This window comes from Mesorhizobium sp. M0207 (assembly GCF_040321995.1).
Taxonomy (GTDB): Bacteria; Pseudomonadota; Alphaproteobacteria; order Rhizobiales; family Rhizobiaceae; genus Mesorhizobium.
Genome location: NZ_JAMYSQ010000007.1, coordinates 182,885 through 208,915, shown reverse-complemented (window position 1 = coordinate 208,915; position 26,031 = coordinate 182,885). Strand labels below are relative to the sequence as shown.

22 protein-coding genes are annotated in these 26,031 nt (G+C 62.9%); 14 read left to right on the top strand and 8 right to left on the bottom strand.

Annotated features, from left to right (window positions below; translation table 11 throughout):
• Window positions 1-197: 197 nt before the first annotated feature.
• The 11 genes from pyrH to lpxB all read left to right on the top strand — a co-directional run bounded on the left by pyrH (window position 198) and on the right by lpxB (window position 11,593).
• On the top strand, window positions 198-920 hold the full coding sequence (gene pyrH / locus NKJ15_RS13390) for a UMP kinase (protein ID WP_023674934.1): 723 nt from the start codon (window positions 198-200) through the stop codon (window positions 918-920).
• Between the two features lie 91 nt (window positions 921-1,011).
• Window positions 1,012-1,566, top strand: a complete 555-nt coding sequence (gene frr, locus NKJ15_RS13385) for a ribosome recycling factor (RefSeq protein WP_084640965.1) — start codon at window positions 1,012-1,014, stop codon at window positions 1,564-1,566.
• Window positions 1,567-1,598: 32 nt separating this feature from the next.
• The gene (locus NKJ15_RS13380) at window positions 1,599-2,321 is read left to right on the top strand and encodes an isoprenyl transferase (RefSeq protein ID WP_023674936.1); all 723 of its coding nucleotides are present in this window, start codon (window positions 1,599-1,601) and stop codon (window positions 2,319-2,321) included.
• Between the two features lie 3 nt (window positions 2,322-2,324).
• On the top strand, window positions 2,325-3,158 hold the full coding sequence (locus NKJ15_RS13375; RefSeq protein ID WP_352474281.1) for a phosphatidate cytidylyltransferase: 834 nt from the start codon (window positions 2,325-2,327) through the stop codon (window positions 3,156-3,158).
• Between the two features lie 104 nt (window positions 3,159-3,262).
• Complete coding sequence (gene rseP / locus NKJ15_RS13370; RefSeq protein WP_352772183.1) at window positions 3,263-4,405, top strand: RIP metalloprotease RseP; 1,143 nt, start codon at window positions 3,263-3,265, stop codon at window positions 4,403-4,405.
• Window positions 4,406-4,622: 217 nt separating this feature from the next.
• Window positions 4,623-6,986, top strand: coding sequence for an outer membrane protein assembly factor BamA (gene bamA, locus NKJ15_RS13365; protein WP_352474279.1), 2,364 nt, complete (start codon window positions 4,623-4,625; stop codon window positions 6,984-6,986).
• A 179-nt stretch (window positions 6,987-7,165) separates the two neighbouring features.
• A complete protein-coding gene (gene lpxD / locus NKJ15_RS13360; RefSeq protein WP_352448823.1) occupies window positions 7,166-8,224 on the top strand; it encodes a UDP-3-O-(3-hydroxymyristoyl)glucosamine N-acyltransferase in 1,059 nt (352 codons plus the stop codon).
• On the top strand, window positions 8,217-8,681 hold the full coding sequence (gene fabZ / locus NKJ15_RS13355; protein WP_352502391.1) for a 3-hydroxyacyl-ACP dehydratase FabZ: 465 nt from the start codon (window positions 8,217-8,219) through the stop codon (window positions 8,679-8,681). The genes lpxD and fabZ overlap by 8 nt, the downstream gene beginning before the upstream one ends.
• A gap of 13 nt (window positions 8,682-8,694) precedes the next feature.
• Window positions 8,695-9,528 carry an acyl-ACP--UDP-N-acetylglucosamine O-acyltransferase gene (gene lpxA, locus NKJ15_RS13350; RefSeq protein ID WP_352474276.1) on the top strand — a complete coding sequence of 278 codons (834 nt, stop codon included), beginning with the start codon at window positions 8,695-8,697 and terminating at the stop codon, window positions 9,526-9,528.
• A gap of 6 nt (window positions 9,529-9,534) precedes the next feature.
• On the top strand, window positions 9,535-10,437 hold the full coding sequence (locus NKJ15_RS13345) for an LpxI family protein (RefSeq protein WP_352815657.1): 903 nt from the start codon (window positions 9,535-9,537) through the stop codon (window positions 10,435-10,437).
• On the top strand, window positions 10,427-11,593 hold the full coding sequence (gene lpxB / locus NKJ15_RS13340) for a lipid-A-disaccharide synthase (RefSeq protein WP_352815655.1): 1,167 nt from the start codon (window positions 10,427-10,429) through the stop codon (window positions 11,591-11,593). The genes NKJ15_RS13345 and lpxB overlap by 11 nt, the downstream gene beginning before the upstream one ends.
• A gap of 113 nt (window positions 11,594-11,706) precedes the next feature.
• Here the strand turns inward: lpxB and gltA are convergent, their stop codons facing one another.
• Together gltA and gltX are read right to left on the bottom strand one after the other, a co-directional pair.
• The gene (gltA, locus tag NKJ15_RS13335; protein WP_023674946.1) at window positions 11,707-13,035 is read right to left on the bottom strand and encodes a citrate synthase; all 1,329 of its coding nucleotides are present in this window, start codon (window positions 13,033-13,035) and stop codon (window positions 11,707-11,709) included.
• 179 nt (window positions 13,036-13,214) lie between these two features.
• The gene (gltX, locus tag NKJ15_RS13330) at window positions 13,215-14,636 is read right to left on the bottom strand and encodes a glutamate--tRNA ligase (protein WP_352815654.1); all 1,422 of its coding nucleotides are present in this window, start codon (window positions 14,634-14,636) and stop codon (window positions 13,215-13,217) included.
• Between the two features lie 96 nt (window positions 14,637-14,732).
• Here gltX and NKJ15_RS13325 point away from each other — a divergent pair, with 96 nt between their 5' ends.
• The gene (locus NKJ15_RS13325; protein WP_352815653.1) at window positions 14,733-17,198 is read left to right on the top strand and encodes a ComEC/Rec2 family competence protein; all 2,466 of its coding nucleotides are present in this window, start codon (window positions 14,733-14,735) and stop codon (window positions 17,196-17,198) included.
• Here the strand turns inward: NKJ15_RS13325 and lexA are convergent.
• A complete protein-coding gene (gene lexA / locus NKJ15_RS13320; protein WP_023674949.1) occupies window positions 17,192-17,926 on the bottom strand; it encodes a transcriptional repressor LexA in 735 nt (244 codons plus the stop codon). The two genes, NKJ15_RS13325 and lexA, sit on opposite strands and share 7 nt — an antisense overlap.
• Window positions 17,927-18,373: 447 nt before the next feature.
• Between lexA and kynU the strand changes: the two genes are divergently transcribed.
• Both kynU and NKJ15_RS13310 read left to right on the top strand, forming a co-directional pair.
• Window positions 18,374-19,621 carry a kynureninase gene (kynU, locus tag NKJ15_RS13315; protein WP_352685766.1) on the top strand — a complete coding sequence of 416 codons (1,248 nt, stop codon included), beginning with the start codon at window positions 18,374-18,376 and terminating at the stop codon, window positions 19,619-19,621.
• Between the two features lie 95 nt (window positions 19,622-19,716).
• Window positions 19,717-20,547: a hormone-sensitive lipase gene (locus NKJ15_RS13310; RefSeq protein ID WP_352502397.1), complete on the top strand. Its 831-nt coding sequence runs from the start codon at window positions 19,717-19,719 to the stop codon at window positions 20,545-20,547.
• Window positions 20,548-20,554: 7 nt separating this feature from the next.
• Here NKJ15_RS13310 and NKJ15_RS13305 read toward each other — a convergent pair whose 3' ends face one another.
• Genes NKJ15_RS13305 through NKJ15_RS13285 form a run of 5 tightly spaced genes read right to left on the bottom strand, consistent with a single transcriptional unit; the run spans window position 20,555 to window position 25,986 of the window.
• Window positions 20,555-21,760 carry a molybdopterin molybdotransferase MoeA gene (locus NKJ15_RS13305; RefSeq protein ID WP_352815650.1) on the bottom strand — a complete coding sequence of 402 codons (1,206 nt, stop codon included), beginning with the start codon at window positions 21,758-21,760 and terminating at the stop codon, window positions 20,555-20,557.
• Window positions 21,760-22,266: a cyclic pyranopterin monophosphate synthase MoaC gene (gene moaC, locus NKJ15_RS13300; protein WP_352474267.1), complete on the bottom strand. Its 507-nt coding sequence runs from the start codon at window positions 22,264-22,266 to the stop codon at window positions 21,760-21,762. Before moaC ends, NKJ15_RS13305 begins: the two co-directional genes overlap by 1 nt.
• Before the next feature lie 2 nt (window positions 22,267-22,268).
• Window positions 22,269-23,081, bottom strand: coding sequence for an indole-3-glycerol phosphate synthase TrpC (gene trpC / locus NKJ15_RS13295; protein ID WP_352474266.1), 813 nt, complete (start codon window positions 23,079-23,081; stop codon window positions 22,269-22,271).
• A 5-nt stretch (window positions 23,082-23,086) separates the two neighbouring features.
• Window positions 23,087-24,097 carry an anthranilate phosphoribosyltransferase gene (gene trpD, locus NKJ15_RS13290; protein ID WP_352474265.1) on the bottom strand — a complete coding sequence of 337 codons (1,011 nt, stop codon included), beginning with the start codon at window positions 24,095-24,097 and terminating at the stop codon, window positions 23,087-23,089.
• Window positions 24,094-25,986, bottom strand: coding sequence for a SurA N-terminal domain-containing protein (locus tag NKJ15_RS13285; protein WP_352502399.1), 1,893 nt, complete (start codon window positions 25,984-25,986; stop codon window positions 24,094-24,096). The genes trpD and NKJ15_RS13285 overlap by 4 nt, the downstream gene beginning before the upstream one ends.
• Window positions 25,987-26,031: the final 45 nt, after the last annotated feature.

Sequence of the window (26,031 nt, the reverse complement as noted above, 5' to 3'; positions counted from 1 at the left end):
GGGTTACGCGGGAATGATATCTGCCGTATGTGCTCAGGCGATAAAGTTTGCCCGGGGTGAGCTGACGGCTACCCCGGCCCACTATCTCAACTTTCGGGCGGGGGCGCCGGGTCACAGCGGGGCGCCCTTCGTGTATCGGAACGCCCAGTGTTTCGGGGCGCACCGAAACGCGTCACACGCACGATGACGAGGACCAGATGACGGTGAAGCCCCTCTACCGACGTGTCTTGCTGAAAGCGTCGGGCGAAGCGTTGATGGGCGAGCAGCATTTCGGCATCGACGTATCGGTGGTCGACCGCATCGCCGCCGACATCGCCGAGGCCCGCGCATTGGGCATCGAAGTCGGTGTCGTCATAGGCGGCGGCAACATCTTCCGTGGCGTCGCGGTTGCGTCAAAAGGCGGAGACCGCGTCACCGGCGACCATATGGGCATGCTTGCCACGGTTATCAATTCGCTGGCGTTGCGCACCTCGCTCAACAAGATCGGCGTCGACGCCGTGGTGCTGTCGGCGATCGCCATGCCCGAGCTTTGCGAAAGTTTTTCGCAGCGTCAGGCGACCGCCTACATGAACCAGGGCAAGGTCGTCATCTTCGCCGGCGGCACCGGCAATCCGTTCTTCACCACCGATTCGGCTGCAGCCCTTCGCGCCGCCGAGATCGGCGCCGATGCTCTGTTCAAGGGTACCCAGGTCGATGGTGTCTATTCGGCTGATCCCAAGAAGGACCCGCATGCGACACGTTTCGAGCGGATCAGCCATGACGAAGTCATCAAACGCGGGCTTTCGATCATGGATACGGCGGCGATTGCACTTGCGCGCGAAAACAACATTCCGATAATCGTCTATTCGATCCACGAGAAGGGTGGCTTCGGCGATATCCTGAGGGGCGGCGGCCGTTGCACGGTTGTCGCAGACGATTGACCGGACCATGAACCCGAAAGGGACCGGTTGCGGATGAGGCTCGAACAGGGCCTAAGCAGTGAACCCGGGTTAACGGGTCGAGGAGACGATGATGAGTGGCGAGTACGACGATCTCAAACGGCGCATGGACGGGGCGATCGCCGCGTTCAAGCATGATCTGGCTTCGCTGCGCACCGGCCGCGCGTCGAGCAACCTGCTCGATGCCGTCCAGGTGCAGGCCTATGGCACCACCATGCCGATCAACCAGGTGGCAACAGTGTCGGTGCCGGAACCGCGCATGATTTCGGTTTCGGTCTGGGACAAGTCGATGGTCAGCGCAGTCGACCGCGCCATCCGTGAAGCCAATCTCGGCTTCAATCCTATCGTCGACGGTACCAATCTCAGGATTCCGCTGCCCGAGCTCAACGAACAGCGCCGCAAGGAGCTGGTCAAGATCTCGCACGGTTATGCCGAGAATGCCCGCGTCGCCGCACGCCACGTTCGCCGGGACGGCATGGACTTTCTGAAAAAGGCGGAAAAGGACGGCGACATCAGTGAGGACGACCATCGCAAACGGGCCGACCAGGTTCAGAAACTGACCGACGAGACAATCAGCACCATCGACCACCTGCTTTCCGACAAGGAAGCGGAAATCATGCAGGTCTAGGGTCTGGCCACGCCTGGCCCGGAAGCGAGAATATGGCAACGCCCGCGCATGTCGCGATCATCATGGACGGAAACGGACGCTGGGCCAAGGCGCGCGGCTTGCCGCGGCTGGCCGGTCACCGCGCCGGCGTCGAGGCGCTGCGCAAGACAGTGCGCGCCGCCCCCGGCCTCGGCATCTCCTTCCTGACCGTCTACGCTTTTTCGTCGGAAAACTGGTCACGGCCGAAATCCGAAGTCAGCGACCTCATGGGCCTGCTTAAGCTTTTCATCCGACGTGACCTCGCCGAGCTGCACCAGAGTGGGGTGCGGATCAGGGTCATCGGTGACAGGGCGGGGCTGCAGCCCGACATAAGGGGGCTGCTCGAGGAAGCCGAAACGCTCACTCTCAGCAACGAGGCGCTGACACTGGTCATTGCCTTCAATTACGGCGGGCGCGACGAGATCGTGCGCACCGCGCGCAAGCTCGCAGCGGCGGTGGCGCGCGGTGAGATCGAGAGCGAGGCGATCACGGCCGATTCCTTTGCCAGCTCGCTCGATACAGAGGGCATTCCGGACCCGGAACTGGTCATCCGCACCAGCGGCGAGCTTCGGCTGTCCAACTTTCTGTTATGGCAGGCAGCCTATAGCGAACTCGTTTTCCTGCCTTGCTACTGGCCCGACTTCAGTCGCGAGCACCTGTCCGATGCACTGCGCGATTTCGCCGGCCGCGAGCGCCGCTTCGGCGGACTTGCCGCCCAAGATGTCGCCTCAGGCTGAGGAATGAGCAACCTCCAACTCCGGGTCATTTCGGCCGTCGTGCTTGCCATCGTCACGCTTGCCCTGACCTGGCTCGGCGGACTGTCCTTCCGGTTGCTTTGCGCTGCCATGGCGGCGGTCATCTTCTACGAGTGGACGCGGATGAGCCGCCCCGTTGCCCCGGCAGGTGCTGGTGCTACGGCAGGTCTCGGCTTTCTGCCCGAGGCGCTGATCGTGGTCTTTATTGGTGCCCTCGTCGCCGGCCTGCCTGCGTCTTTGCTGCTGCCGCTCGTCGCGGCTCTGGTTGCTGTCACTGCCGTCGCTTCTTCCATGCGCAGGGCAGGACCGTGGGAAGCATCCGGCCTTGCCTATGCGGCCGTGTCCGGCTTGTCGCTGGCCTTCTTGCGTGACGGCGACCATTCAGGGCTGCTGGCCATTCTGTTCCTATTCGCCGTGGTTTGGGCGACCGATATCTTTGCCTATTTCGTCGGCCGCTCCATCGGTGGTCCAAGGCTGGCGCCGTCGATCTCGCCGGGCAAGACGCGGAGCGGGGCGCTCGGTGGGGTGGTCGGCGGCGTAGTGGCCGGGCTGCTTCTGGCCGCCGTAGCCGGAACGGGCAACCTCGTCGTGCTTGGCGTGGTCGCACTGGTGCTTTCGATTGTCGCGCAGGCCGGCGACCTGTTCGAATCATGGGTCAAGCGACGCCACGGCCGTAAAGATTCCGGCACGCTGATACCCGGCCATGGCGGCATCATGGATCGGGTAGATGGGCTTGTCGCGGCGGCTTTCGCCCTATACGTCATCGGCTGGATTTCCGCGACCGCCGACCATCCGGCACAGGGGCTGTTTCCGGTTTGAACGGCATCGTCGGTGGGCCGGCGCGGGGCTGCGTCATGGATTCGCCTGGATTGATGTCACAGTCGCGGCGTGATCTGTGCCGTGGATGAATTTGAGGGCATGAATTGAACGAGATTTTTCACGCGGTTTTCAGCACAGAGGGCTTTGTCCTCGGCACGCTGGTGCCTTTCCTGTTCGTGCTGACCGTGGTCGTTTTTGTCCACGAAATGGGCCATTACCTCGTCGGGCGCTGGTGCGGTATCGGCGCAAAAGCCTTTTCGATCGGTTTCGGCCCAGAGATCATCGGCTTCAACGATAGCCGCGGCACGCGCTGGAAGCTTTGCGCCATACCGCTCGGCGGCTACGTCAAGTTCGTCGGCGACATGAACGCGACGTCGAGCCAGCCCAGCTCGGAGGAGATCGAGGCGCTGAGCGACGAAGAACGCAAGGTTGCCTTCCACACGCAGCCGATCTGGAAGCGGGCGGCGACCGTCGTGGCGGGGCCGCTGTTCAACTTCCTGCTGACGATCGCCGTCTTTGCCGTGCTGTTTTCCGTCCACGGCCGGCCCGTGCTGGAGCCGATGGTGGCTGAGGTCACCGTCGGCAGTCCGGCCGCCGCGGCCGGCATCATGCCCGGCGACCGATTCGTCAGCGTCGACGGCAGCAAGGTCGAGACCTTTGCCGACGTCCAGCGTCTGGTCTCTGGCCGCGCCGGCGACAGCATCACCTTCGTCATGCTACGCGCCGGCAAGGAAATTACCGTCACGGCGACGCCGCGCTCGATGGAACAACAAGACGCACTGGGCAACAAGGTCCAGGTAGCCGTGATCGGTGTCGTCAACAACAAGGAACTCGGCCAGCCACGGCTGATCACCTATAGTCCGGCCGGGGCGGTCGGGGCAGCGGTCCAGGAAACCGGACACGTCATCCAGCGTACCGGCCAGTTCCTGCAACGTTTCGTTGTCGGTCGCGAGGACAAGTGCCAGCTGGGCGGCCCCATCAAGATCGCCAAGATGTCGGGTCAGGCGGCAAAGCTCGGCTTTGAATGGCTCGTGCAGCTTGTTGCATTCCTGTCAGTCGGGATAGGGATTCTCAATCTTTTGCCGATTCCCCCCCTCGACGGAGGGCATCTTCTGTTCTACGGCGTGGAGGCTGTCATCCGGCGGCCGGTGTCCGAACGCATGATGGAAATGGCTTACCGAAGCGGCCTCATATTGGTGCTCGGGTTCATGGGCTTTGTTTTCTGGAACGATCTGTTTGGGTGCTGAAATCATGAAGGAATTTGGCTTCGGCACGAGCAATGTTGAGACGCCGTTTACCATGCGTGGGGATATGCGTGACGCGAAAGCCACGCCGCAGGGTTAAGTAAATACAAATTAACCAGAAGCCTTGCGTGTAGGGAAAATCCGGTTAATACGGTAGGGGAAATTACCGCACGTCCGGTTTTCTCGCCGTGGGGACTTCGAGAAAAGGTACAAAAGCCCGATGAAGGCAGCATCCAAGTTTCTGAGCGCCGCGTCCGCGGTGGCAATGTCCGCCGCTCTGGTTGTACCAGGCGCGCTCGCAGTACAGTTCGTTGCCACATCGGCCGCCGAGGCGGCTGTCGTCTCCAGAGTCGAAGTCACCGGCAATCAGCGTGTCGATGCGGACACCATCCGCAATTACGTGACGATCAAGCCCGGCAAGGCGTTTTCCAGTTCGGATATCGACGATGCGGTCAAGGCGCTGTTTGGCACCGGGCTGTTTTCGGATGTGCAGATCAACCAGGTCGGATCGACGCTGGTCATCAAGGTGTCCGAATACCAGGTCGTCAACCAGGTGCTGTTCCAGGGCAACAAGAAGCTCAAGGACAACGCGCTTGAGGCCGCGGTGCAATTGAAGCCGCGCGGCACCTTCTCGCAACAGCAGCTCGACGCCGATGTCGAGGCGGTCAAGGCCGCATACCGGCGTATCGGCCGCGACGATGCCGCCGTGACCACCCAGATCATGGATCTCGGCGACAACCGGGTAAACGTGGTCTTCAACATCAACGAAGGCGGCCGCACCCAGATCGCAGCGATCAATTTCGTCGGCAACAGCGCCTATTCGAGCCGCCGTCTGTCGGACATCATCTCCACCAAGCGTTCGTCCTTCCTGTCGTTCGTGCTGCGCGACGATGTCTACGACGAGGACAAGCTGCGCGCCGACCAGGAGCTGCTGCGCCGCTTCTATTATAATCACGGCTATGCCGACTTCCAGGTCGTCTCGGCTGTCGGCGAACTCGACGACACAACCAACAAATACACCGTCACCATCACGGTGCAGGAGGGCGAGCGTTATACGTTCGGGGATGTCAGCGTCGAAAGCACGATCCCCGAGGTCGACGCCAAGTCGCTGGAATCGGTGGTCGAGACCCACAAGGGCGACGTCTACAACGCCAAGAACGTCGAGGACACGATCATCGCCTTGACCGAAAAGGTCGCTGGATCCGGCTATGCCTTCGCCCAGGTGACGCCGCGCGGCGACCGCAACTTCGAGAACCACACGATCTCGGTCGTCTATACGGTCGACCAGGGTACCAAGGCCTATATCGAGCGCATCGAGATTCGCGGCAACGATCGGACGCGCGACTACGTCATTCGCCGCGAGTTCGATGTCAGCGAAGGCGACGCTTTCAATCAGGTCCTCATCCAGCGCGCGAAGAGGCGGCTGGAAGCGCTCGATTATTTTGAAAAAGTCGAAATTTCCACCGTTCCGGGTTCTGAGCCGGACCAGGTTGTGCTGGTGGTCGATGTGGTCGAGAAATCGACCGGTGAGTTCACGGTCGGCGCCGGTTATTCGAGCGGCGGTGAAACGTCAGGTCCGTCCGTCGAAGGTTCCGTCAGTGAGCGCAACTTCCTCGGTCGCGGCCAATTCATCAAGGTGGCGGCGGGCGGTGGCAAGAACTCGCGCGACTACAGCTTCTCTTTCACCGAACCCTATTTCCTCGGCCGCCGGATCGCGGCCGGCTTCGACATCTACAAGCAGAGCCGAAACTACGACCATTACGACAGCGACACGACAGGCGCGACCGTCCGCTTCGGTCTGCCGATCACCGACAACATCTCAACGCAGCTGGCTTATAATATTGCGCAAGAGAAGTACGAGTTCGACGAGGGCTGCGTTCCCGTTATCAATGGTGGCACCTGCGACGTCTCCCAGGCGATCGTAAACGGCGTTGAAGAGAGCCCATGGCTCAAGTCCTCGGTCAGCCTCGGCCTGATCTACAATACCATCGACGACATGAAGAACCCGCATGACGGCATTTATGCCAATGTCGGCACCGAAGTGGCCGGCGTCGGCGGCGATGCCAAGTTCATCAAGGTCACGGCGCGCGGCAGCATTTATCAGACGCTGTCCGAACAATTGGACCTGGTGGGCCTCATTTCGGGCGGCGCCGGCCATGTCCAAGGCTATGGCAACGGCGATCTGCGCGTCTTCGACCATTTCCAGAGCAGCGACCGTATGATCCGCGGTTTCGAATACGGCGGCATCGGCCCGGTTGCTTCGGACAACAGCAATGACCATCTCGGCGGCACCACCTACTTCAATGCCTCGGCGGAAGCGCAGTTCCCGCTGCCGGTCATCCCCGAAAGCTTCGGTTTGCGTGGCGCTGTGTTCGCCGATGCGGCAACGCTCTACGGCAGCAAAATCGCAAGTGGCCTTGTCAATTCTTCGACAACCGGCATGGAATGGCGCGCTTCCGTCGGTGTCGGTTTGATGTGGGCATCGCCTTTCGGCCCGATCCGCATTGACTATGCGATCCCGGTCAAGAAGGAAAAGACCGACGACGTGCAGGAATTCAACTTCGGCATATCGACCCGCTTCTGATGTGCGGGCAATGATGCTTCCGGCTCGTTTGGATCCGGATGGCAGTGATCCGATACTACAGCGCAGCGCGTCCTATCGGACGCGCAAAGGACGTTGTAGCACTTTGATTTGCGCATGATCCTTTCCGAGGGTCGATTTCCGATTTTCGGGTCATGCGCTAGCTGGATATTGCTTCTGGAATGACCGATCCGGTGTTCTTCGCGCCCTCACGCCGGTATACGGCCGGCGAAGTCGCGAATCTGACCGGCTCGACGCTTGTTGATTCCGGTCTCTCCGACGTATCGATCGAGGCTCTGGCGCCCGCCAACGAAGGCGGCGAGAACGCCCTTGTCTTCGTCGATGGCAGGCGCAATTTCGCCCTGATGCAGTCACTGCGGGCGGCGGCGGTTCTCTGCCCTGCCGAATTTGCCGGCAAGGCGCCGGCGGGCATCGCGGTGCTGGTGCATCCGCGCCCGCAGCAGGCCTTCGCAATGGTCGGGCGTCTGCTTTTTCCGGCGGCTGCAACGCCTGGACCGATGACCGGCGAAACCGGTATCTCGCCGCACGCCCATATCGATGCGACCGCCCATGTCGAGGCCGGCGCGATCATCGAAGCGGGTGCGATCATCGGACCTCGCGCTGCCATCGGCAGCGGGACCGTCATTGCCCCGCATGCGGTCATCGGTCCGTCCTCGCAGATTGGCCGCGACGGCTATGTCGGTCCAGGTGCCAGCGTGCAATATGCGTTGATTGGCAATCGCGTCATCATCCATGGCGGTGCCAGGATCGGCCAGGATGGCTTCGGTTTCGTGGCCGGCGCCAAGGGTCCGGAGCGGGTTCCGCAGATCGGCCGCGTCATCATCCAGGACGACGTCGAGATCGGGTCGAATACGACCGTCGATCGCGGCGCCATGTCCGACACGATCATCGGCCAGGGCACCAAGATCGACAATCTGGTGCAGATCGCGCACAACGTTCGCATCGGCCGCAATTGCATTATAGCCGGGCTTTCGGGTATTTCCGGTTCCGTGACCGTAGGCGACAACGTCACCATGGGTGGCGGTGTCGGCCTTGCGGATCATTTGACCATCGGGTCCGGGGCCAAGCTTGCGGCAAGAAGCGGGTTTATGAGCAATGTGCCTGCCGGTGAGATTTGGGGAGGATATCCGGCGCAGCCGATGGCGGAAGCCATGCGCGAGATAGCGGCCTTGCGCAGACTTGCACGGACGCGCAAACAGGGTGAGGGGGGAAATGGCTGACATCGCAGCGGCGACGCTCGAAGCGGTTGACATAATGCGGCTGATGAAGCTCCTGCCGCACCGCTATCCGTTCTTGATGATCGACCGTATTGTCGACATAGATGGCGACGAATCCGCCGTCGGCATCAAGAACGTCACCATAAACGAGCCGCATTTCCAAGGTCATTTCCCCGACCAGCCGGTCATGCCCGGCGTGCTGATCATCGAGGCGATGGCGCAGACGGCCGGCGCCATCTGCATCCGCAGCCTTGGTACGGAAAAGCCGTCGCTGGTTTATTTCCTGACCATCGACAATGCCAAGTTCCGCAAGCCGGTCGTTCCAGGCGACCAGCTGAAAATTCATGTGAAGAAAATCAAGAAACGCGGCAATCTTCTCAAATTCGCTTGCGAGGCCCTCGTCGATGGCGCCAAGGCGGCGGAAGCCGAGATCTCGGCGATGATGGTCGCAAGCGGCTGACAAACGAATGCTAATGAAAATCCAGACAGTCATCCATCCATCCTCGGTCATCGAGGCAGGCGCCCAAATCGGCGAAGGCGCCCGCATCGGGCCCTTCTGTCACGTCGGCCCCGACGCCGTGATCGGCGACCGCGTCGAACTGGTCAGCCATGTCTCGGTGATTGGCGCGACCACCATCGGTGCATCGACCAAGGTCTATCCGATGGCGATACTGGGCGGGCCGCCGCAGAACACCAAGCACAAGGGCGGCCGTACCACGCTGGTGATCGGCGAGAACTGCACGATCCGCGAAGGTGTCACCATGCATGTCGGCACCGATTCCAGCCGCGGCGAGACGACGATCGGCGACAACGGCAATTTCCTTGCCTATGCCCATATTGCCCATGACTGCGTGGTCGGCAAGAACGCCACCTTCGCCAATCAAGCGACGTTAGGCGGGCATTGCGAAGTCGGTGACAATGTCTACATCGGCGGCCTTACCGCGGTTCATCAGTTTGTCCGCATCGGCGATAACGCCTTTCTCGGCGGTTGCTCGGCGATCGTCGGCGACGTCATTCCTTACGCCATCGCCGTTGGCAACCGTGCCAGCCTTCGCGGCCTCAACATCATTGGCCTGAAGCGCGCCGGCCTGCCGCGTTCGGAGATCCACTTGCTGCGCAAAGCCTACAAGACGATCTTCGATCGCTCCCGGACCGTCGGCGAAAACATCGAATTTGCCAAGGCGGAATTCGCCTCGTCGCCGACTGCCATGAAGATCGTCGACTTCATCGCCGGTCGCGGCAAGCGGCACTACGCCGTGCCGTCCCTCAAGGGTAGCGACGGCGACGACACCGATGATGAAGACTGAGGGCAGATGACGAAGATTGAGGCTGCCGGAAAAGGCCTTGATCTCGCGCCAGATGCCAAGGTCGGCATCATCGCCGGCGGCGGCAGTCTCCCGGTCGAAATTGCCCGAGCGCTCGCCCGGCAAGGCAAATTGCCCTTCGTCGTGATGGCGGCCGGCGAGGTCGATCGCATAGCCGATTTCGAGCCCTATGAGCAGGCAACCTTGAGGCTGGAAGACGTCGGCTCGCTGCTGCCGATCCTTAAGCGGCACCACGTCACGCATCTCGTAACCGCGGGTCATATCACGCGCCGCCCCAGGCTGAGCGCCATGCGCCTCAATTTGGGCCTGCTCGCGTGGCTACCCAGCCTCTTCGTCGGTGTAACCCGGGGGGACGATACGGTGCTGAAACTGTTCGTCCGCAGGATCGAGCGCAGCGGCATCAAGGTCATCGGCGCTCACGAGATCGTGCCGGAGCTGGTCGCCGCCGAAGGCCTGCTGACCAAGGCGGCGCCACGCAAATCCGACTGGCGCGACATCGAGGCGGCGCACGCGGCGGCAAAAGCCATCGGCGCGCTGGATATCGGCCAAGCGGCTGTTGCGGTCGGCGGCCGCGCCATTGCGTTGGAAGGCGTCGAAGGCACCGACGGGCTGCTCGAGCGGACAAGGGAGTTGCGCGGGCACGGCAGGCTGGCCGGCGGGAGCCGCGGTGTTCTGGTCAAATGCGCCAAGCCCGGTCAGGAACTGCGTGCCGATCTGCCCTCCATCGGCCCGCTGACAGTCGAGGCCGCGCATGCCGCCGGACTGGCCGGCATTGCCGTCGAAGCCGGTCGCTCGCTAGTGCTCGAAGGTCCCGCCACCATCGGACGTGCCAATGCGCTCGGCCTGTTCGTGATCGGCCTGCCTGCTGCGGAGCCGGCGCATGGCGAATGAGCGGCCGTTGAAGATAGCCATCGTCGCCGGCGAGGAGTCCGGCGACCTGCTTGGCGCCGACCTTGTGCAGGCGCTCAAGCGCATGACCGGGCGCGAAGTTCGGCTTGTCGGCATCGGCGGCCGCCATTTGCAGGCGCTCGGCCTGGCGCCATTGTTCGACGGCAGCGAGATCGCACTGATGGGGCTTAGCGCCATCCTGCGCGACCTGCCGCGCCTGATACGGCGGATCGGCCAGACGGCCACCGCGATTGCCGGTGAAAAGCCCGATTGCCTTATCACCATCGACAGTCCGGACTTCTCGCTGCGCGTCGCCAAGAAGGTGCGTGCCGCCGATCCGACTATCCCGATCGTCCACTATGTCTGCCCGAGCGTGTGGGCTTGGCGGCCGGGCAGGGCGGCGGCGATGAAGCCATATGTCGATCACATTCTTTGCATCCTGCCGTTCGAGGTGAAGGAACTCGCTCGCCTGGGCGGGCCGCCCGGCACCTATGTCGGGCATCGCCTTACACACGATCCGGGCATAGTCAGTGCCGCAAGGGCGCAGGCGCAGCCGCGTAACCTCGCCGCTGACCGTGTGAAAACGTTGCTTGTATTGCCCGGTTCGCGTCGCGGCGAGGTGCGGCGCCTGGTTGGGCCGTTCGGCGAAACGCTGTCGATCCTGCGGGCGCGCGGGCACCGCTTGCGCCTGCTGTTGCCGACGGTGCCGCACGTCGCCGACCTGGTCAGGACCTCGGTCGCGAGCTGGGACGAGAAGCCGGAGATCATCCTTGATGCCGAACGCAAATGGCAGGCCTTCGGCAAGGCGGATGCGGCGCTGATCGCGTCGGGGACGGTATCGCTGGAACTGGCACTGGCGGGTGTGCCAATGATCTCCTGCTACCGGCTCGATCCGGTCATGCGCATGGCGCAGCCGCTGATCAAAGTATGGAGCGCAGCCTTGCCCAATCTCATTGCCGACCGACCGGTTGTGCCGGAACACTACAATCAATATGTGCGGCCGCATTATCTGGCGCGGCAGTTGGAAGCGCTGTGCTCCGATACCGCCTACCGCACCTGGCAGAAGCATGGTTTTGCCGACATTGCCGGGCGTATGGCAACCGCCAAGCCGTCAGGCGAGATTGCCGCGGGGGTGGTGATGGGGATGGTGAGGAAGTGAGTGAATTATGAATTGTGAATAGTGAATTGTGAATAGCGGTTTCTATGGACAGGGAGCGACGCTTCGCTACTCCCATTCACCATTCACCATTCACCATTCACCATTCACCACCTTCACCGCTTCGCGATTGGCACGTAGTCCCGTTCCGGCGCGCCGGTATAGAGCTGGCGCGGGCGACCGATCTTCTGGTGCGGATCCTCGATCATCTCCTTCCACTGCGCGATCCAGCCGACGGTGCGGGCGACCGCGAACAGCACGGTGAACATGGTGGTCGGAAAGCCCAGCGCCTTCAGCGTGATGCCGGAATAGAAATCGACGTTCGGATAGAGCTTCTTCTCGATGAAATAGGAATCGGTCAGTGCGATCCTTTCCAGCTCCATGGCGATGTCGAGCAGTGGATCGTCCTTGATGCCGAGCTCGCCCAGGACCTCGTGCGCGGTCTTCTGCATGATCTTGGCGCGCGGATCGTAATTCTTGTAAACGCGGTGGCCAAATCCCATCAATCGGAACGGATCGTTCTTATCCTTGGCGCGCGCAATGAATTCCGGGATGTGATCGACATGACCGATCTCGCCCAGCATGTTCAGGGCTGCCTCGTTGGCGCCGCCATGTGCGGGACCCCACAGGCAGGCGATGCCGGCAGCGATACAGGCAAAAGGATTGGCGCCCGACGAGCCGGCCAGGCGGACGGTCGAAGTCGAGGCGTTCTGTTCGTGATCGGCGTGCAGGATGAAGATGCGCTCCATCGCGCGGGCCAGCACCGGATTGATCTTGTATTCCTCGCAAGGCACGGCGAAGCACATATGCAGGAAGTTGGCTGCGAAATTCAGCTCGTTCTTCGGGTAAATGAATGGCTGGCCGATGTGGTATTTATAGGCCATCGCCGCGATCGTCGGCATCTTGGCGATCAGCCGCATTGACGCGACCATGCGTTGATAGGGGTCCGAGATATCGGTGGAATCGTGATAGAAGGCCGACAGCGCGCCGACCACGCCGCACATCACCGCCATCGGATGCGCATCACGGCGGAAGCCGGTGAAAAAGCGCGACATCTGCTCATGCACCATAGTGTGGCGCGTCACCCGGTAGTCGAAATCGTCCTTCTGCGCCTTGGTCGGGAGTTCACCATAGAGCAAGAGATAGCAGACTTCGAGGAAGTCGCCGTGCTCGGCCAATTGGTCGATCGGGTAGCCGCGGTGCAAAAGAATGCCGGCATCGCCATCGATGAAGGTGATTTCCGATTCGCAGCTCGCCGTCGACGTAAAACCGGGATCGTAGGTAAAGACGCCGGCGGTGTTGTAGAGCGAACCGATGTCGATGACGTCAGGTCCTACCGAACCACTTCGTATCTTGAATTCATGGGTTTTGCCGCCGAGTTCCAGCTTGGCCGTCGATGCCTGGGTTTTGCCGCCAAATTCCATTTTTGTCGCAGGTTCGGTCATAGCAAACTCCTTTTTGTTTCCTCAGGCCGGCAAAGGCAAAATATCTGAACCCAACACGTCAAAAGCATCGGAATACGCACATTTGCGCCCGCAATTGAATCTGCGCGGCAGATTAGGCCAAGACCCAATGTTGCACTGCGAAACACACCTTTCAATGCCAATCTTCTTGGGCCAGTTTGCTAATCGATTTGATCAGCGATCCGCGCCAGGCTTTCCTCGCGGCCAAGCACGGCAAGCACATCAAAGACACCTGGCGAGGTACTTTTGCCGGTGAGCGCGGCGCGCAAAGGTTGGGCCACGGCGCCGAGTTTATAGCCGGCGGCCTGCGCATAGTCGCGGATCGCGGCTTCGGCTGAGGCGGCAGACCACCCCGAAACCGTGGCTAGTGCCGCATGAGCGCCCCGCAGGATCGCGCGTGCCTCACCGCTGAGCAGCGCCGCCGCCTTCTCGTCGACCGGCAGCGGCCGTTCGACGAAAAGGAATGCAGCCCCTTCAACAAGTTCGACCAGCGTTTTGGCGCGCTCCTTCAGGCCCGGCAACGCGGCAAGCAGTTGCGCCCTGCGTCTGTCGTCGAGGCGAGCGGCGATTGCCGGGCCGCCTTCTAGATAGGGCAGAGTGGCGATGAAGATGTCGAGCAGCGCCGCGTCGTTCATCCGGCGCATATGCACGCCGTTAAGCGCCTCGAGCTTGGCGAAGTCGAAACGGGCGGCGCCCTTGTTGACGTCGCCAATGTCGAACCATGTAATCATGTCGGCGATCGACATGATCTCATCGTCGCCGTGGCTCCAGCCAAGCCTCGCCAGATAGTTGAGCAGCGCCTCCGGCAGGTAGCCCATGGCGCGATAGGCTTCGACGCCAAGCGCACCGTGCCGCTTCGACAGCTTGGCGCCGTCGGCACCGTGGATCAACGGGATATGCGACATCGACGGCACCTCCCAGCCCATGGCGTGATAGATTACGGTCTGGCGTGCGGCGTTGGTCAAATGATCGTCGCCGCGGATGATGTGGGTGATGCCCATGTCGTGATCGTCGACGACGACGGCATGCATGTAGGTGGGATTGCCGTCCGAGCGCAGAATAATGAAATCGTCGAGATCCTTGTTGGGAAAGCGCACGTCGCCCTGGACGCGGTCATGCACCACCGTCTCGCCGTCTGTCGGCGCCTTGATGCGGATCGCCCCCTTGGCGCCGGGCGGCGCCTCCGACGGGTCGCGGTCGCGCCAGCGCCCATCATAGCGGGGCGGAAGCCCCTTGGCTCGCGCTGCCTCGCGCATCGCCTCCAGCTCCGCCGGCGTCGCGTAGCAGTAATAGGCCTTGCCCACGCGCACCAGCTCCTCGGCCACCTCGCGATGGCGCGGCGCGCGCTCGAACTGCGAGACAGGCGCGCCGTCCCAGGTGAGTCCGAGCCAGGAAAGCCCGTCGAGAATGGCTGCCGTCGCCGCATCCGTCGACCGCTCACGGTCGGTATCCTCTATACGCAGCAGCATCGTGCCGCCCGTGTGCTTGGCGTACAGCCAGTTGAACAGCGCCGTGCGCGCGCCGCCAATGTGCAGATAGCCGGTGGGCGAGGGGGCAAAACGGGTGACGACCTTATCGGGCATGGAACTCTCAGGCGGGCGAAGGAAGTGGGTTTGCGGACTTTCGCGCGTTGCGCGTTCATGTAGCATAGGAGGTCGAGGGCGCAAGGGGCAGACCCGATGGCTGTGCGAGGCCGTGGTGCGGGCGAGGGCGAGGACGTTGGCAGCGACGTCAGCGAACGCTTGCTGTTTGCCGCTCCCCCGCCTGTCCCGCCGGCACCGGCATTGCTACCTGCTCCGCGCTTCGATGCTCCGTCGCTGCCGGCCAGCGACCCAGCAACGGTTCTCGTGCCCGCGGGCGAGCCTATCGTACGCCTGCGCAGGCGTTTCCGCCTCCCGTCACCGTCCCGTATCCGCAACAGCGTAACCACAGCGGCCGGTCTGGAACTCGACCGCGGCATCGCCTTCCTGCTGGTGCCGGTGTTCCTCGCATGCGGGGTGGTCGTTTATTTCGGGCTGTCGGTGGAGCCGGCCTTTCCACAGCCGGTCGCAATCGCGCTCCTCGCGACCCTTTGTGCCGTCGTCTCGCGGTCATGGCCCAGGACGCGCCTGTGCTTCATGGTGGCACTGCTCTGCGCGCTTGGCGTACTTGCCGCCAAGTTCGAGACATGGCGTGTCGGAACGCATATGCTCGGCTCCGAAATCTCGACGCGGCTGACGGGTCGCGTCGTATCGTACGAGCCCATGGCGAGCGGCCGCATCAGGCTGACAATCGATGTGATCTCAACCGCCAGGCCGACACTGCGCTACATGCCGGAACGGCTCCGCGTTTCGGCGATGAAGATACCGGCTGAGCTGACCGCCGGTTCTGAGATCACCGGCTATGTGCGGCTGCTGCCGCCGACCGGCCCGGTGCGGCCCGACAGCTATGATTTCTCCTTCGACAGCTATTTCGCCGGTATCGGCGGCAGCGGCTTTTTTCTCGGCAATCCGAAAATCGTGTCGTCGGACAGCATGCCGCTTGCCGCGCAGCTTTCTTCCGCGATCGAAGACGCGCGTGAATCCATCGCCGACCATATCCGCAGCCGCATCGGCGGTGCCGAGGGCGAGATTGCTGCTGCGCTGATCGTCGGCGTGCGCGCCGGCATTCCCGAGGAGATCAACGAAGCGATGCGGCGCACCGGCATCTACCACATCATCTCCATCTCGGGGCTGCATATGGCGTTGGTCGCCGGCACCATCATGGCGCTGCTCCGGGGTGCCTTCGCGCTGTTTCCCGATTTCTCATCGCGACGGCCGGTCAAGAAATATGCCGCGGCCGCCGCGCTTTTTTCGATTGCGGCCTACCTCGTCTTTTCCGGCATTGTCGTGGCGGCCGAACGCAGCTTCATCATGCTGGCGGTGATGCTTATCGCCGTGCTGTTCGACCGGGCCGCGCTCACCATGCGCAACCTGGCGATCTCGGCCATCGCGGTCATCCTGGTGTCGCCGCACGAGGTGGTCGGTCCGAGTTTCCAGATGTCCTTCGCCGCGACGGCGGCCCTTGTCGGCGCCTATGCAGGCTGGTCCGATTACCGCGCCGGCAGGGCCACCACGCCGCCGCCGCGGCAGTCGCCGCTACGCTTTGCCACTCGAAAGGTCCTGCTGGGCATGTGCGGTCTGGCGATGACCTCGATCATTGCAGGGAGCGCCACGGCGCTTTTCGCCATATGGCATTTCCAGCGCGTGGCGCCGCTCAGCCTGTTCGCCAATCTGGCCATCATGCCCATCGTCTCACTGGTCGTCATGCCCTTCGCCGTTCTCAGCGCGCTGGCGATGCCGTTCGGTGCGGATGGCCCTTTTCTCTATGTCATGGGCAAGGGGCTGACGGCGATGATCGCCCTGTCCGGGTGGATCTCGGAGCGCTCGCCGATCGATGCGGTCGGACTGATTTCGCTGAGATCCGTCCTTCTGGTGACGATCGCCCTCGTCATTGCCAGCATGGCGACGACGTGGTTGCGGCTGGCGGCACTTCCTTTTGCGCTCGCCGGCTTGCTGACGACAACGCAGACACGCATACCCGACGTATTGGTCTCGGAGGACGCACGGCTGGTCGCGCTGCCGATCGGCAGCGGTGAACTCGCGGTCAACCGGGCACGCCCGAATGAGTTCACCATCGACAACTGGAAACGCGCGCTCACATCAGAGGCTATCGTCGCGCCGGAAACACCTGGAAAGAACGACCCGCAATTCGACATTGCCGATCCGGCCGACCTACCGCCGGGCATGCCGTTCATTTGCACGGACGGCCTCTGCCTTGCCAGGCATCCATCCGGCGCGATCATCGCGCAAGCCAAGGACCGCGATACTGCGCGGCCAGCCTGCGCCTTTGCCAGCTTGATCGTCATCGACGACGCCACCGCCCATAACCCCTGCTACTACGACCGGCTGGTCCTCGTCGTCACCAAACGGCAACTGGCGCGCGCGGGAAGTGCCGCCGTCTATTTCGATCCACAAGCGGCAACACGCGCCGAGATCCGCTTCGCCGTCGAAAAATCATACCGGCCCTGGCACGTGCAGCGGAAATTTTCACGCGCGGCACGGGGCCTGCCGCCATACCGCCGGGCCGACAACCCCAAAGCCGGCGCCAAGGACGGAGCTCAGTAGCGGCGGATCAGTCCGACGAGCTTGCCCTGCACCTTGACCCTGTCTGGTCCGAAGATGCGCGTCTCGTAGGCCGGATTGGCGGCTTCCAGGGCGATCGAGGCGCCCTTGCGGCGGAACCGCTTCAGCGTCGCTTCCTCCTCGTCGACCAGTGCCACCACGATCTCACCGGGGCTCGCCGTATCGGCATTGCGGATGATCACCGTGTCGCCGTCGAAAATGCCGGCCTCGATCATCGAATCGCCTTTGACCTCGAGCGCATAATGCTCGCCGCCCATGATCATATCCGGCGGCACCGAAATCGAATGCGTCTGGTGCTGGATGGCGTCGATCGGCACACCGGCAGCGATGCGGCCCATCACCGGGATCGAAACGGCGGCGACGACATCGTCGTCATTTCCGGCTGCGGGCACGCGCGACGATGTCGGCTTGCCTTGCCGAGGGGCGCCTTGCCCAAGACTACCCTGGATGACACTCGGCGAGAACTTGCGTGCCGCATTGAGGCCGGGGGCGATCGAGTCAGGCAGGCGTAGCACTTCCAGCGCACGGGCCCGGTTGGGCAAACGGCGAATGAAGCCGCGCTCCTCCAGCGCCGTAATCAGCCGGTGGATTCCGGATTTGGAAGCCAGGTCGAGCGCTTCCTTCATCTCGTCGAATGAAGGCGGGATACCGCTTTCCTTCAACCTTTCGTGGATGAACATAAGCAGTTCGTGTTGTTTGCGTGTCAGCATAGCGACCCCCAACAGAATCAGAAAAACAAACCCAGAACAAACACTATCTGTTCCAGTTGTGTTCCGCAACTGTTTAAAGTTTAATGAATGCGTTAAGGCTCGGGAAACAAACGACGTCCCCTACCGGCGTACCGCATTTTCACCGCCGCAAGCCTCATCGCCTTGATTCTGCTTTCGTTTGCGCCCTTCTGGCCTCCTAGAAGGCGGCACTGGCATCGGCCGTCGGTCGGCAAAAGGCACGGAATTGAACCCGTATCGACTGTGCGGTTTGGTCAATGCACCGTGAACGAAACGAACTCAAAACGCCAACCTCGGGTTAAGTCCCGGTTTCCACCGCCTGGTCAGGCTGCTTCTCGCCGGTGGAGCCTTGCTGCGCGCAACCAAGTAATGGAAGAACAGTCGATGCGTGTCCGGCGTTGCGTTGGATCTTGGGGGAGCAGACAAATCATGACAGGAATTCCCGATCTCGTGGCCATAAAGGCGATGGATGCCGCGGATCCGCTGCGCGCGATGCGCGACCGCTTTGTGTTGCCGCAAGGAGTGATCTATCTCGACGGCAATTCGCTAGGAGCTGCTTCACGTGCCGCTTTCGATGAACTGCACAAGGCCGCGACCGAAGAATGGTCGCATGATCTCATCCGCGCATGGAACACGGCCGGCTGGTTCAACATGCCGCTTGAACTTGGCGACCAGCTCGGGCGCCTGATCGGGGCCGCGGCCGGCCAGACAGTGGTCTGCGACACGACATCGGTCAATATCTACAAGCTGCTGCACGCCGCCATGGCCATGCGACCGGAGCGGCAGGTCATCGTCGCCGAGGGCGATAGTTTTCCGACGGACCTCTACATGGCCGAGGGTGTGGTTTCGACGCGAAAAGATACGCTGCTGCGCCTCTCGGGAGTCGACGCGCCGACCATCGAAGAGCTGATCGACGAACGCACCGCTGTGGTGCTGGTCAACCACGTCAACTATAAGTCGGGCGAACTGCGCGACATGCCGGCGCTGACGCGCAGGGCTCAGGAAGCCGGGGCGATGATCGTCTGGGATCTCTGCCACACCGCCGGCGCGATGCCAGTCGAACTCGACAAGGCAAACGCCGATTTTGCCGTTGGCTGCACCTACAAATATCTGAATGGCGGCCCGGGCGCGCCTGCCTTCATCTATGCGGCTGAGCGGCATCTTTCCGACATCCAGCAGCCGCTCACCGGCTGGTGGGGCCATGCACGGCCCTTCGCCTTCGAGCCAGGCTATGCGGCCGGCACCGGCATCCGCCGGTTTCTGTGCGGCACACAGCCGGTCCTGTCGATGCGCACGCTGAAGGGCGCGCTCGACATCTGGAACGATGTCGACATGACGGCGGTGCGCAAGAAGAGCATCGCGCTGGCGGATCTGTTCATCGAGCTTGTCGAGGCAAAGTGCGGCACTTACGGGCTCACGCTCGAAAGCACGCGCGATGGGGAAAAACGCGGCAGCCAGATTTCATTCATGCATGAGCATGGCTACCAGGTCATGCGCGCGCTGATCGAACGAGGCGTGATCGGCGATTTTCGCGCGCCATCGACCATGCGCTTCGGCTTCACCCCGCTCTATGTCGGCTATGCCGATGTCTGGCAGGCCGTCAAAGTGCTTGAGGACATCCTGCACACCGGTGCGTGGAAGGATGCGCGCTTCGCCATCAAAGCAGCTGTCACTTGAGATTGATGCGAGAGCTGGAATCGTGAGGCTGGCGACGACGCGCCGCGCGATGCTTACGGCTACGCTGCAAGGCCATATGCCAGGGAGGGCGCAGGGTGTTCGAACGTCACATTGCCGATTGGGACAACGCCTATGCCAACGGCGCCAACATAGCCGGCAGCGATCGCTGGCCGGCGGCCTGGATCGAGCCCGCGCGGGTTTTCCGCGACGTGCTTTCGACCGAGGGCAGGGCGCGGCTCGACATGGCCTATGGCGACAATCCACGCAACCGGCTCGATCTTTTCCTGCCGGCCATCAAGCCTAAGGGACTCGTGGTGTTCGTTCATGGCGGCTACTGGATGGAATTCGACAAGAATTTCTGGTCGCATCTTGCCGCTGGCCCTGTTGATCGCGGCTATGCGGTGGCGATGCCGTCCTACACGCTCTGTCCGCAGATACGCATTGGCGGCATCGTCAAGGAGGTCGGCGCGGCGATCGGCAAGGCGGCGGCGATGGTTGCAGGGCCGCTGATGCTGACCGGGCATTCGGCCGGCGGCCATCTTGTTAGCCGGATGGTTACGGCGACGACGCCGCTGGCGACCGAAGTGGTCCGGCGCGTTCGTCATGTGGTGTCGATCTCGGGGGTGCACGATTTGCGCCCGATCATGCGCACCGGCATGAACGAGACGCTGGCGATCGATGAGGCCGAGGCGCAGGCCGAAAGTCCGGTGCTGCTGCGCCCGATGGACAAGGCCCGCCTGACCTGCTGGGCCGGCGGCGGCGAGCGCGCCGAATTCCTGCGTCAGAGCGCGTTGCTGGCCAACATCTGGATCGGCCTGGGTTCCGCGACCAGCTCGGTGGTCGAACCTGACCGGCATCATTTCAACATCATCGACGGTTTGGCCGATCCAGACCATCCGCTGACCCGGACCTTGATTTCGGAGTGAGGCAGGTTCAGCGTAGCATCAGCACGTCGCAGGGGGAGCCCGCCGCCGCGGCAGGCGCGAACGGCGCGCGAACGATCAGCCCGTTGGCATCGGCCAGCATTTTCAGCATCGAGGAGTCCTGGATGCCGAACGGCGTCGCCACGGGCGTACCGGCGTCATCTATGACAACAGCCCGCACATAATCTTGCCTGAGATCATTGGCCGGCATGGCGGCACCGAGCCGTGCCCGACGTATATCCTGCTGAAAGGCGCGGCCGCCGAGCCGCGCCAGCAGCGGCTTCAGGAAGAGCTGAGTGCAGACCAGGCTTGCCACCGGATTGCCGGGCAGGCCGATGCAGCGAATGTCTCCCAGCCGCCCGAACATCAGTGGCTTGCCCGGCCGCATGGCGATCTTCCAGAAATCGAGCGTCATGCCTTGCCCGGTCAGCACCTCATGGACGAAGTCGTGGTCACCGACCGAGGCACCGCCCAGCGTGACGATGACGTTCGCGCCAGCCTTCACGGCCTTTTCAACCAGCGCAGCGATCGCCTCCCTGCGGTCCGGCGCGATGCCAAGGTCGAGCGCGCGCGCACCGACCGACTGTGCGGCAGCGGCGACACCATAGGCGTTGGAGGAGATGATCTGGTCGGGGCCAAGATCGCTGCCCGGCGGCAGTAATTCGTCGCCGGTGGCGATGATGGCCACCAGCGGCCGTTTGACCACGCGCACCTCGGGGTGATTGGCCGATGCCGCCAGCGACAAGGCCGCCGGGTCGAGCAGGCGGCCTTTGGGCAGCAGGACATCGCCCTTGGCGAAATCGAGCCCGAGGCGGCGGATGTTGCGCCCCTGCACCGTCCGTTCCGTCACTTCGACGCTGCCGCCACCGAGATCGCGGACGTTCTCCTGGATGACGATAGTGTCGGCGCCTTCGGGAAGCGGCGCGCCGGTAAAGATGCGCACGGCCTGCCGCTGCTGCACCGTTCCGGCAAAGCCGCGTCCGGCCGGCGCCATGCCGACCACCGAAAGCCTTGCCGGTACGGACGCGATATCGGCCGCCCGCACGGCATAGCCGTCCATGGCGGAGGCGTTGAACGGCGGCTGGGTGCGGAGCGCCACAACCGGCTCCGTCAGCACGCGGTCGGCGGCATCCAGCAGTGCGACGCGTTCGCCCGGCAGCGCTGCTGCGCCGTCCAGCAGGCGCTCGAGCGCCTCGGCAACTGGGACCAGCACCATTATCGGCCTGCCTCGGTGGCCCCGTCTCCGGTGATCTTGTAGTCGCCGGATTTGCCGCCGGTCTTTTCAACCAGCCTTATGCCGGAGATGACCATGGCGCGGTCGACCGCCTTGGCCATGTCGTAGATGGTCAGGCAAGCGACCGAGACGGCACTCAGAGCCTCCATCTCAACGCCGGTCTTGCCGGTGACGCGGGTCAATGCTGTCACCTTCAGGCCGGGCAGCGCGGCGTCCGCCTCGATATCGACAGATATCCTGGTCAGCAGCAGCGGATGGCAAAGCGGGATCAGTTCATGCGTCTTCTTGGCCGCCATGATGCCGGCAATGCGCGCGGTGCCCAGCACGTCGCCCTTCTTGGCGTCGCCGGCGAGGATCATGTCCAGCGTCTCGGGCCGCATCGCGACAAAGCCTTCTGCGACTGCCGTGCGCACCGTCACAGCCTTGTCGCCGACATCGACCATGTTGGCTTCGCCCTGCGCGCCAAGATGGGTGAGGGTGGCCGCCATCCTCAAACGGCCTCTGCCGGCGCCTTGCCCGTCAACAGCAGGCGCGTTGCCGCGGCCACGTCCTGCTGGCGCATCAGGCTCTCGCCGACCAGGAAAGTCGCAATTCCGCTCTGCTCCAGCCGGCGGCAATCGTCGTGCGAAAAGATACCGCTCTCGCTGACCAGATGGCGGTCGGCCGGCACCATCGCTGCCAGCCGCTCCGAGGTCTGCAGGCTGGTTTCGAAGGTCCGGAGATTGCGGTTGTTGATACCGATCAGTCGCGACGACAGCTGCAGGGCGCGTTCCATTTCAGCCTCGTCATGCACTTCGACTAGCGCGTCCATGCCGAGCCCGAACGCTGTCGCTTCGAGTTCTCTTGCCAACGCGTCGTCGACGCTGGCCATGATGATCAGGATGGCATCGGCGCCCCATGCCCTGGCCTCGTAGACCTGATAGGGGTCGAACAGGAAATCCTTGCGCAGGGCAGGCAGCTCGACGGCAGCGCGCGCAGTGGTGAGGAATTCGGGCGCGCCTTGGAAGGAGGGTGCGTCGGTCAGCACCGAAAGGCAGGCGGCACCGCCCTTCGCATAGGCCCTGGCCAGCGCCGGTGGATCGAAATCGGCGCGGATCAGGCCTTTGGATGGGCTAGCCTTCTTGATTTCGGCAATCAGCGCGAACCTGCCGGATTTGCGCTTTGCTTCAAGGGCGGAAAGAAAGCCGCGCGGCGCGTCGGCATCCGTCGCCCGTGCCTTGATCTCAGCCAGCGGCACGCGCGCCTTGGCCGCCGTGATCTCGTCGCGCTTGTAAGCCTCGATCTTGCGCAGGATGTCGGACATGGTTTTTAACCGTTCGAAATCTCGATCAGCCTGTCGAGCACTTTCAGCGCGCGGCCGCTGTCGATGGCCTGCGCCGCCGTTACCATGCCGTCGGCGAGGGTCGTCGCTGTGCCGGCCACCACCAGCCCGGCGCCGGCATTCATCAGCACCGTATCGCGAAAGGCGCCGGCGGCGCCGCCCAGCATGTCGCGCAGTGCCTGGGCGTTGTGGGCGGCGTCGCCGCCGCGCAACTCGTCCTTGGTGTGCCGCTTCAGTCCGACGGCTTCCGGGGTCAGCGTAAAGCTGCGGATCTCGCCGCCGGCCAATTCGGCGACAAGTGTCTCGCCGGTGGTGGTGATCTCGTCATAGCCGTCGCCATGGACGATCCAGGCATGGTCGGCACCAAGTTCCTTCAACGTTTCTGCCACCGGCATGATCCATTCGGGCAGGAACACGCCGACCATCTGCCGTCTGACACTCGCCGGATTGGAAAGCGGCCCCAGCAGGTTGAAGATGGTGCGGGTTCCGAGCTCGACCCGGGTCGGGCCGACATGCTTCATCGCCGGGTGATGCGCCGGCGCGAACATGAAGCCAACGCCGGCCTCGTGGATGCAGCGGCCGATCGTCTCCGGAGGGATGTCGATCTTGACGCCCAATGCGATCAGCACATCGGCGGCGCCGGTCAGCGAGGACAGTCCGCGATTGCCGTGCTTGGCGACGGGCACGCCGCTGCCGGCGATGACGAAAGCGGATGCGGTCGAAATATTGACGCTGTGCGAATTGTCGCCGCCGGTGCCGACAATGTCGATGGCACCCTCGGGAGCTTCGACACGCAGCATCTTGGCGCGCATGGTGGCGACGGCGCCGGCGATCTCGCTGACGGTCTCACCGCGCACGCGCAATGCCATCAGGAAGCCGCCGATCTGGCCGGGGGTAGCATCGCCGGACATGATGATGTCGAAGGCCTCGCGCGCCTCCTCGAAGGAAAGAGCGCTGCCGGCGGCGACCTTGGCGATGTGGATCTTCAGCGCGCTCATCTGGCCAGGGCTTGGGTTACGGCCGCCTGATCGATGCGGACGTCATATTGCGTCTGCAACTGCGCGACCAACTGGTCGAGCAGGTCGTCGGACATGCCCGAGGTGAAGGACTTCTGTGCGTCCTGGGGCACTGAGCTGGCATCGGCCCCGGCAGGCTCGAACACCTCGGCAACCTTGAACAGGATCTGTCCGTCGCCCGTAGGTGAGGGGATCAACCCGGTGCCGCCTTCGCCGACGCCGAACATCGCGGCGGCGCCTTCCTTGCCGAAATCGACGTCGTCCGCATCGCGCTTGACTCCGCGCTTGGTCTGCTTTTCGAGCTTGAGCTCACCGGCGATCACCTCGAGCGTGACGCCAGCCTTGAGACGCTTCTCGAGCTCCTGTGCTTTTGCTGTGAGCCGTTTGGTGGTCTCCGCCGCGGTCCAGTCGGCCACGACCTTCTGGCGGACTTCGTCCAATGTGCGGTCGCGGGCAGGCGTGATCGCGCTCACGTCGTAGAAGACGAAGCCGTTATCGGCGGTGGTGAGGCCTTCATTGTCGGTTCCGGGTTCGGATTCGAACACCGCCTTGATGAGTGCCGGCGATTCCGGCAGGTCTTTGACGATGCTTCCATCCGGCCGTTGGCCGGTGCGGTCGATGGCATCGATGGTGACGACCTTCAGCTTCAATTTGGCGGCAGCCTCGGCGAGCGAACTGCCCGAGGCGCGCGTATCCTCGTAATTGTCGTGCACGTCCAGCAAGATGCGGCTTGCCTCGCCCAGTGCCAGGTCCTTGCGGATCTGCTCGGACACTTCGGCCAGCGGCTTCACCACTTCGGGCTTGATGTCGGTGACGCGCAGCAGAACGGGACCAAAGGCGCCCTGTACGACCGGGCTGACCTCATTGACGTTCAGTTTGAAGGCAGCATCGGCGACCGCCTTGTCGGCGATCTTGTCCTTGGCCAGCGTGCCGAGCAGCGTGTCTGCCGGCGTCTTGCCTTCGGCAGCGACGATCTTGTCGAAGGTCGCGCCGGTCCTGAGCGAATCGAGCGCCGCCTTTGCGGCATCAGGTGTCTTGAACACAAGCTGCTCGATGGTGCGCATCTCCGGCGTGGTGTAGCGCGCCTTGTTCTTATTGTAGTCGTCGCTGACCTGTTGGTCGGTCACCGCGCTCAAATCCATGATGTCTTCCGGTTCGAGCCTGACATAGGAGAACTTACGGTATTCGGGAGCGGCGTAGGTTTTCTTGTTTTCCTCGAAATAGGCCGAAAGCGCGCTGTCGGACGGCGCTTCTATCGGTTCGACCAGCGATTTCGGCAAGGTCAGGTAGTCGATGGTGCGATCTTCGCCGCGATAGAGCGCGACCGCCTTGAAGAATGTATCCGGGGCCTTGAGGCCGTCCGAAACCGCCTCGACGATCTGCTGGCGGACCGCGACCTGGGCGCGGTTCTTCAAATAGTCTTCCGGCCGCATGCCGACCTGCCGAAGCAGGTACTCGAAGGTTCTCCTGTCGAAGGTTCCGGCAGGCCCTTTGAACGCCGGGTCTTCACGCGTCAGTTCGGCGAGCCGGTCCTTGGACAGGCCGAGGCCGAGCTTGCGGGCCTGCTCGTCGAGGACGGCACCCGACACGAGTTGCGCCAGCACCTGGTTGTCGATGCCGAGCGCCGTCGCTTGCTCACGGCTGATGCGCTGGCCGAATTGCTGCGACATGACGCTGAGCTGGCGATCGTAGGCGAGGCGGTATTCGTTGATCGAGACCTTGGTGCCTCCGGCCGTAATCACGGCGTCATGGCCGGCAAGACCGCCCATCAGCCGCCCCGAGATGCCCCAGATGGCGAAGCTCAACACCAACAATGACAGCAGCAGTTTCGCGACCCAGGTCCCCGCCGCGCTTCTCAACATACCAAGCATGAGTACTTCCGATTTTTGCGCATTTCGCATGCGCCGAGTCTGAAA